This is a genomic window from Pseudonocardia pini (assembly GCF_013870575.1).
Lineage (GTDB): Bacteria > Actinomycetota > Actinomycetes > Mycobacteriales > Pseudonocardiaceae > Pseudonocardia > Pseudonocardia pini.
Map to the genome: position 1 here is coordinate 1 of NZ_JACBXB010000202.1, position 7,934 is coordinate 7,934.

The 7,934-nt window shown below is 72.8% G+C and carries 9 protein-coding genes and 1 pseudogene; 5 read left to right on the plus strand and 5 right to left on the minus strand.

Annotated elements, in window-relative coordinates:
* Positions 1-182 precede the first annotated feature (182 nt).
* The 3 genes and pseudogenes from H5J29_RS35040 to glgX form a co-directional block, all read right to left on the minus strand.
* On the minus strand, positions 183-359 hold the full coding sequence (locus tag H5J29_RS35040) for a hypothetical protein (RefSeq protein WP_246393843.1): 177 nt from the start codon (positions 357-359) through the stop codon (positions 183-185).
* A gap of 70 nt (positions 360-429) precedes the next feature.
* Positions 430-636 (minus strand): annotated as a pseudogene (locus tag H5J29_RS36550) (DUF1707 SHOCT-like domain-containing protein); the annotation flags it as partial.
* 15 nt (positions 637-651) lie between these two features.
* Entirely contained in the window at positions 652-2,772 is a 2,121-nt protein-coding gene (gene glgX / locus H5J29_RS13815) for a glycogen debranching protein GlgX (protein ID WP_181781354.1), read from the minus strand.
* 265 nt (positions 2,773-3,037) lie between these two features.
* Here glgX and H5J29_RS13820 point away from each other — a divergent pair, with 265 nt between their 5' ends.
* The 3 genes from H5J29_RS13820 to H5J29_RS13830 are packed head-to-tail and all read left to right on the plus strand — an operon-like array spanning position 3,038 to position 5,886.
* Positions 3,038-3,880, plus strand: coding sequence for an NAD(P)H-binding protein (locus tag H5J29_RS13820; RefSeq protein ID WP_181781355.1), 843 nt, complete (start codon positions 3,038-3,040; stop codon positions 3,878-3,880).
* Positions 3,881-3,889: 9 nt separating this feature from the next.
* A complete protein-coding gene (locus H5J29_RS13825; RefSeq protein WP_181781356.1) occupies positions 3,890-4,699 on the plus strand; it encodes an oxygenase MpaB family protein in 810 nt (269 codons plus the stop codon).
* Positions 4,700-4,707: 8 nt separating this feature from the next.
* Positions 4,708-5,886: an acyl-CoA dehydrogenase family protein gene (locus H5J29_RS13830; RefSeq protein ID WP_181781357.1), complete on the plus strand. Its 1,179-nt coding sequence runs from the start codon at positions 4,708-4,710 to the stop codon at positions 5,884-5,886.
* A gap of 4 nt (positions 5,887-5,890) precedes the next feature.
* Here the strand turns inward: H5J29_RS13830 and H5J29_RS34330 are convergent, their stop codons facing one another.
* Entirely contained in the window at positions 5,891-6,436 is a 546-nt protein-coding gene (locus H5J29_RS34330) for a VOC family protein (RefSeq protein WP_220187395.1), read from the minus strand.
* A gap of 109 nt (positions 6,437-6,545) precedes the next feature.
* Between H5J29_RS34330 and H5J29_RS13840 the strand changes: the two genes are divergently transcribed.
* The gene (locus H5J29_RS13840) at positions 6,546-6,683 is read left to right on the plus strand and encodes a hypothetical protein (RefSeq protein WP_181781358.1); all 138 of its coding nucleotides are present in this window, start codon (positions 6,546-6,548) and stop codon (positions 6,681-6,683) included.
* 11 nt (positions 6,684-6,694) lie between these two features.
* Positions 6,695-7,300, plus strand: coding sequence for a hypothetical protein (locus H5J29_RS13845; RefSeq protein ID WP_312858209.1), 606 nt, complete (start codon positions 6,695-6,697; stop codon positions 7,298-7,300).
* Here H5J29_RS13845 and H5J29_RS13850 read toward each other — a convergent pair.
* The coding region (locus tag H5J29_RS13850; protein ID WP_181781360.1) for an SDR family NAD(P)-dependent oxidoreductase at positions 7,284-7,934 on the minus strand (651 nt) is incomplete at its 5' end. The genes H5J29_RS13845 and H5J29_RS13850 overlap by 17 nt on opposite strands.

The following is a 7,934-nucleotide window of genomic DNA, read 5'->3' on the forward strand; positions in this document are numbered from 1 at the left end:
CCCACCGCGGCGCCCGCCGCTCCCACCAGCACCCCTGCCGTCCCCGCGCGCCGCACGCCCTGCCTCATGGCACCAGCGTGCCGCACCGCGGCGACCGACGACACCGAACCCCGGCCGACGACGACTTCGTCACCCACCGGCAGGGTGACTCGCGAGGGGCCGTTCGCGCCGACGGGGCGTGGTCAGGGGCGGTGGGGGGTGCAGGGGCGGTGGCCCGTCACCGAGCCCAGCAGCAGCATCGCGCCCCACGGGCCCGCCACCCAGATCGGCCAGAAGTACAGCGGGTGGCCCGCGCCCAGCGAGGTCGCGACCCAGATGACCAGGCAGATCACCGTCGTCGCGAGCCACGGTGCCCACATCGCCGCCGCCGGACCCGAACGACGGGGACGGGCGGGCGCTCGGCGCGGAGGACGCCACCGGGAGGTCGGACAGCACCGACTCCAGGTCCGCCGCGGTGCGGGCCGCGTAGACCCGGTCCACCCGCGCCTCGTACTCCGGCAGGTCCAGCCGACCCGCCCCCACCTGCTCGCTCAGTGTCGCCGCCGCGCGTTCCCGCTCCGCGTCCCCGATCCGAATCTCCGCCATGACCGGCCTCCCCCTCGACTGCGGCCAGCCTGCACCCGTCGAGTACGACATGTCAAGCTCGACATGTCAGGTGGGCGGCACCGTGCACCGCAGCACGAGCATCGACCGCGCGATCACCCGCAGCCGCGCGTCCGCCTTGTGGTTGCGCCGCCGTGCGCCGGCGAGCAGCGGGTCCGCCGTGTCCACGACGGTCTCCCACGCCCGTCCGTAGCTCGGGTCCGGCAGCCAGAACTGCACCTGCTGGTGGTGGGCGTTGATCAGCAGCAGGAACGAGTCGTCCGTGATCCGCATGCCGAGCCGGTCCCGGTCCGGGATGCCCTGCCCGTTGAGGTAGATCCCCAGCGAGTGGGTCCGGGCGCGCCGCCAGTCCTCGTCCGTCATCTGCTTGCCGTCCGGCCGCAGCCAGGCGATGTCGCTGATGCTGGAGCCCTGGATCGACCGGCCCTGGAAGAAGCGCTGCCGCCGGAAGATCGGGTGCTTCGCCCGCAGCTCCGTCAGCCGCCCGACGAACTCGGTGAGCACGTCGTGCTCCCGGGCCCGGTCCCAGTCCACCCAGGACAGCTCGTTGTCCTGGCAGTAGACGTTGTTGTTGCCCTGCTGCGTGCGCCCGAGCTCGTCGCCGTGCGCGATCATCGGGACGCCCTGGGAGAGCAGGAGCGTGGTGAGGACGTTGCGCTTCTGCCGCTCGCGCAGCGCATGGATCGCGACGTCCTCGGTGGGGCCCTCGGCGCCGTGGTTCCAGGAGCGGTTGTGGCTCTCGCCGTCCCGGTTGTCCTCGCCGTTGGCCTCGTTGTGCTTGTCGTTGTAGGACACCAGGTCCTCGAGGGTGAAGCCGTCGTGCGCGGTCACGAAGTTGATCGACGCGATCGGCCGCCGGTTGTCCGCCTCGTAGAGGTCCGACGAGCCGGTGAACCGTGCCGCGAACTCGCCCACGCCGCCGTCCTCGCCGCGCCAGAAGTCCCGCACGGTGTCCCGGTACCGGCCGTTCCACTCCGTCCACAGGGGAGGGAACCCGCCGACCTGGTAGCCGCCGTCGCCCACGTCCCACGGCTCGGCGATCAGCTTGACCTGCGACACCACCGGGTCCTGGTTGACCAGGTCGAAGAACGCCGACAGCCGGTCCACGGCGTGGAACTCCCGCGCCAGCGACGAGGCGAGGTCGAACCGGAACCCGTCGACGTGCATCTCGGTGACCCAGTACCGCAGGGAGTCCATCAGCAGCCGCAGCGACTCGTGGTGGCGCACGTTCAGCGAGTTGCCGGTGCCCGTGGTGTCGAAGTAGTAGGCCTCGTCCCCGTCGACGAGCCGGTAGTACGCCTTGTTGTCGATGCCGCGGAAGGACAGCGTGGGGCCCATGTGGTTGCCCTCCGCCGTGTGGTTGTAGACGACGTCGAGGATCACCTCGATCCCCGCCTGGTGCAGGGAGCGGACCATCGCCTTGAACTCGGTGACCTGTTCGCCGCGGGTGCCGAAGCACGCGTAGCCGTTGTGCGGGGCGAAGAACCCGATGGTGTTGTAGCCCCAGTAGTTGCGCAGGCCCTTGTCGTGCAGCGTCGAGTCGTGCACGAACTGGTGCACCGGCATGAGCTCGACCGCCGTCACGCCCAGCGACCGGAAGTGGTCGATCATCACCGGGTGCGCGATCCCGGCATAGGTGCCCCGGACGTCGTCGGGGATGTCCGGGTGCCGCATGGTCATCCCGCGCACGTGCGCCTCGTAGATGACCGACTCGTTGTAGGGGATCCGCAGCGGGCGGTCGCCCTGCCAGTCGAAGTACGGGCTGATCACCACGGACGTCATCGCGTACGGGGCCGAGTCGGCGTCGTTGACCGACCAGGGGTCGCCGAAACGGTAGCTGAACAGGGCCTCGTCCCAGCGGTACTCGCCGTCGATCGCCTTGGCGTACGGGTCCAGCAGCAGCTTCCGCGGGTTGCAGCGCAGGCCCTGGCCCGGGTCGTAGGGGCCGTGCACGCGGTAGGCGTAGCGCTGCCCGGGCCCGACGCGGGGGAGGTAGCCGTGCCAGATCAGGCCGTTGCGCTCGGGGAGGTTGATCCGCTCCTCGGTGCCGTCGTCGGAGATGAGGCAGAGCTCGATGCGCTCGGCCACCTCGGAGAAGATCGCGAAGTTCGTGCCACCGCCGTCGAAGGTCGAACCCAGCGGGTAGGGCGAGCCGGGCCAGATGTGCACAGATCCTCCGGTGGAGCGGGGGTGAGCGACAGTTCTATCCCGCCCGACACCGGTGCGCCTACCCGACCCGCGGGCTCAGCTCCTGCGTCCCGACGGCCGCGAGCAGGTCGAGCTTGCTCCGCGAGTCCGTGCCGGGGCGGGGTGTGAAGATCACCACGCGCCCACTGACCGCCGAGATGAACGTGGGTGCTGTTCGATCATGCTCTGGACAGCACTCACGTTCCTCTCGACAGGGGGCGTCAGGGTTTGCGGGCACCCTCGGGGCATGAGAGTTCTCGTCACCGCCCCCACGGGGAACATCGGGCGGCACGTGGTCCGGCTGCTGCTCGCGGCGGGCGCCCGCCCGACCCTGCTGGTCCGCGATCCCGCCCGGCTCGGTCCCGCCGTCCGCGAGGCGTGCGACGTCCGCGTCGGCGACCTGACCGACCCGGCCGCCGTCGAGAAGGCCGCCGCGGGCGTCGACGCGGCGTTCTGGCTGGACACGACCCCGCACGTCACCGAGGACCCGATCGCCGAGTCCGCCGCGCTGGGGGAGGTCTTCGCCTCGGCCGGCGTGCCGCGGGCGGTGTTCGTGTCCAGCGGCGGCGCGGAGCTGCGGGGCGGGGCCGGGCACATCGACGGGCTCGGTGCGATCGAGGACGCGCTCACCGGAGACGTCACCGTGCTGCGGTGCGGCTACTTCGTCACCAACCTGCTCATGGACCTCGACTCGCTGCGGGAGGGCACGCTGGCCACCGCCCGCGATCCGCAGGCCCCGCTGGCGTGGGTCGCGCCGCGTGACATCGCCGAGGTCGCGGTGGGCAGGCTGCTGTCACGGGACTGGTCGGGGCGGGTCGTGCAGGGCGTGCACGGACCCGAGGACCTGTCGTTCGCGCAGGTCGCGGGCATCCTGAGCGAGGTCCTGGGACGCACCGTGACCGCCGTCGGCATCTCCGACGACGACGTCCGCGCGGCCCTGGCCGAGCTCCCGCCCGCCGCCGTCGAGGGCATCGTGGGGATGACGGCGGGGACCCGCGACCTCCCGCCCGACCCGCCCCGCTCGCCGATCACCACCACCCCGACGACACTGGGCGAGTGGGCCTGGGCCGAGCTCCGGCCCTTGATGTAGGGAGGACCGATGCCGGTCGACCGGCTGCCGCGCACGGCACGGGACCTCGTGCTCGCTCCGGTCCTGCTGGCCGCCACGGCGAACGTGATCATGGAGCTGGCACTGCCGCCCGTCGGGTACGGCGTGCTGGAGAGCCGGGTGGACAGCGGCAACCTGTTCCACCACCCCTTCCACCGGTTCCGGACGACCAACGCCTACCTCGGCGTCGCGCTGCTGGGATCGGAACGGGACCGGCGGGACTACCGCGGGGCCGTCGGCCGCTCACACGCGCAGGTCCGCTCCACGGTGGAGAGCCCGGTGGGGTACCGCGCCACGGACCGCGACCTGCAGCTCTGGGTGGCGGGCTGCATCTACCGCGCCTTCGAGGACACCTGGGGCCTCCTGGTCGGTGAGCCGGGGCTGCGGCTGCCGGACCCGGTCTACCGCGAGTGCGCCACGATCGGCACCGGCCTGCAGGTCCGCCCGGAGCAGTGGCCCCCGGACCGCGCGGCGTTCGACACCTACTGGGCCGCCGCGCTGCCCGAGGTCCGCATCGACCCGCCGGTGCGCGCGTACTTCGAGCGGCTCCTGGACCGCGAGTACCTCGGCGGGTTCGGGGCGGCGGCCACCCGGTGGTGGAGCACGGGGTTCCTGCACGAGCCGTTCCGGTCGATGATGGGCCTGCCCTGGTCGACGGCCGACCAGGCGCGCTTCGAGGAGAGGCTGCGGCGCATGGGCGAGATCGTGTTCCGGCTGCCGCCCACGCTGCGCAGGCTGCCGTACAACGCCTGCCTCACCGACCTGCGGCTCCGGCGCCTGCTGGGCCGCCCCCTCGTCTAGGAGCGTCCGTGGACTTCGCGCTGCCCGAGACCGCCCTCGCCGTGCAGGAGGGCGTCCGGGCCATCGGTGCCCGCTACGACCACGCCTACTGGTCGAGGCTCGAGGAGGAGCACCGGTTCCCCTGGGAGGCCTGGCGAGACCTCGCCGCGGGCGGCTGGCTCGGGCTCACCGTGCCCGAGGAGTACGGCGGCGGCGGGCAGGGCCTGCTGGAGCTGGCCGTCGCGTGCGAGACCCTGGCGGCGTCGGGCGGCACCGGCGGGATCTTCCTCTACATCCTCACTCCCGGGTTCGGTGCGACCACGCTCGCCCGGCACGGCACCGAGGCGCAGCGCGCGCAGATCCTCCCGGGCGTCGCGAGCGGCGACACCCAGTTCTGCATGGCCCTCACCGAACCCGACGCCGGCAGCGACGCCCTCCGCATCCGCACCCGCGCCGTCCGGGACGGCGCCGACTTCCTCATCACCGGTCAGAAGATCTGGATCTCCGGACTGGAGAACGCGGACTGGATGGTCGCGATCACCCGCACCGTGCCCGCCGCCGAGGCCACCCCCCGGACCAGCGGTTTCACCCTCTTCCTGGTCGACGTCAAGGAGGCCGTCGCCGCCGGCACGCTGCGGTACACCCCCATCCCGAAGATGGGGTCGAACGTGGTGACGTCCAGCCAGGTCTTCCTCGACGCGGTCCGGGTGCCCGCCGAGAACGTGATCGGTGAGGTCGACCGGGGCTTCTCCGTGCTGTGGGACGTCCTCAACCCCGAGCGCGTGCTCGCGGCGGCCGGCGGAGTGGGCACCGCGGACGCCGCGCTGGACGTGGCGGTCCGGTACGCGAAGGAGCGCACGGTCTTCGGCCGCCCCATCGGCTCCAACCAGGCCATCCAGTTCCCGCTCGCGCAGATCAAGGCCAAGGCCGAGCTCGCTCGGCTGATGACCTACAAGGCCGCGTGGCTGTTCGACCAGGGCCTGCCCTGCCAGACCGAGACCACCATCGCCAAGCTCACCGGTGCCCAGGTCGGCTGGGAGGCCGCCAACCAGGCCTTCCAGACCTTCGGCGGGATGGCGTACTCGAAGGAGTACCCGGTGGAGCGGCTGTTCCGGGACTCCCGGATCGCCAAGAACATCCCGGTGGCCGAGGAGCTGGTCCTCGCCCACATCGGCACCCAGGTCCTGGGCCTGCCGCGCAGCTACTGATCGGCTACTGGAAGGTGAGCGGGGCGCCGGAGTCGAGGAGCAGTCGCAGCGACGGGTCGCCCGCGTCCGTGAGCGAGATCCCCGGGAGGGCCGGGCCGGGCGGGACCGCCCCGGTCAGCCGGGCCGCGACGATCCCCTTCGCGCCGTTCTTGTGTGGGGGAGTGAGCCGGTGCGGGAGGGCGGTGAGCTGCTCGTCCGTCAGCTCGGCGACGGCGAGGAACGGCATGTCCGGGGTGCCCTGGTGGAGGGCGAGCGTCGGTCCGCCGTCCGGCACGGTGTAGCGGCGGAAGTCGCCCTCCGGGAGGGTGCCGCGCAGCACGATCCCGAAGGGGTAGGCGCTCCGGGCGCACCGCGCGGCGAACCCGAGCCCGGAGGCCTCCTCGACCTCCGGCTCGTCGACCCACAGCAGCTCGACGTAGTGCCGCGGGAAGCGGATGCGCCGGTTGCGGGTCCCCTGCCCGACGTGCCGGGTGCCCTCGTCGAGGAAGAACCCCGCGGGCGGGTCCGGCGGCCCGGGCAGGAAGGCGATGAGGTGGTCGATCTCCAGCACCCGCCCAGCCTAGGCAGCCCGCTCGACGCGCGAGTCCGACGCCCCGGACGCGCGAGTCGGACGCCCGGCGCGTGGGCGGTTGGCAGGCTGGGGCCGGGTATCCGGGGGCATGGTCCAGACGCTCCTCCGGCTCGGCGACGACCGGGTCCACCGCAGCCACCGCGAGGTCCTGCTCGGCACGCTGCCGGAGCACGCCCCGGCCTTCCCGGACGACGCGCCGGGCACGGCCTACGTCTGGCCGGTGTGAGGATGGCGGACGTGATCGATCGCTTCGACGGCTGGATCGCCGGCCTCGGGACCCCCGCCGGCCTGCGGGTGGTGGTGGGGCACTGGCCGGTCTCGCCGCTGGGCGACTTCACGGACGTGATGGTCGAGCGGGCGGACGGGCACCGGCTCCTGCTGGCTCCCTCCGCGGCGGTGGCCGAGTTCGTGACCGGCACGTACTCGTTCGACGAGGTCCGGATCGGGCCGGTGGAGTACACCGAGCGCGGGGACCGACGGCAGGTGGTCGCCGGAGCGCTGGAGTGTGCCTTCCGCATGGGCGGCCGGGGCGCGCTCGGCTACCCGCTGCGCGCCGTCCCGGCCCCCCTCGCGACGAACCGGCGCTGGGTCACCCTCGTCGACGCCGTCGCGCGGCGGGTGCTGCCCGGCGTGCGGACCGTCGGCAGCGCGGGGAACGGTCGTCGGGAGTACTACTGCGCCCGTGACCTGCACCGGATCACCGGTGCGGTGGTCCGCTGGGCCGGTGCGGACCAGGGCGGGCTCGCGCCCGTCCGGCCCCCGGTGCGGTTCGGGTTCGGCTCCACACCCACCGCGCCCTCGCTCGTGCGGATCACCACGCTGGTGGTCAGCGGCGCGGCCTGAGGCTCGCGCCCGCGTCGGCGACCAGGGTGGTGCCGGTGACGTGCTCGGCGCCCTCGTCGCACAGGAAGACGACGGACACGGCGATGTCCTCGGGGGTACCGGCCCGGTGCAGCGGGGTGGAGTCGCGGACCCGCTCGACCAGCGCGTCGAAGCCCTCGGGGCCGAGGGGATCGGCGAACCACCGGCTGGCGATGAAGCCGGGGACGACGGCGTTGACCCGGATCTGCGGTGCGAGCGCGCGGGCCAGGGCGAGGGTCAGCGTGTTCAACGCCCCCTTCGACGCCGCGTAGGCCATCGAGGAGCCCTCCCCGTCCGCGCCCGAGGTGGACGACACGTTCACCACGGCCCCGAGCCCGTGGGCGCGCAGGTGCGGCGCCGCGGCGCGGGTCATCTGGTAGGTGCCGACCACGTTGGTCCGGTAGATCGCCTCGAAGTCCTCGGCGGAGAGCCCGTCGAGGTCGTCGTAGGGGACGATCCTGGTCCGGCCCGCGTTGTTGACCAGCGCGTCGATCCGCCCCCACCGGTCCACGACCTCGGCGACCACCCGCCTGCAGTCCGCGTCCTGCCCGACGTCGCCGCGCACCGCGACCGGATGTGCGAGCGATCCCATCCACCCCATGAGCGAGCGGCACCC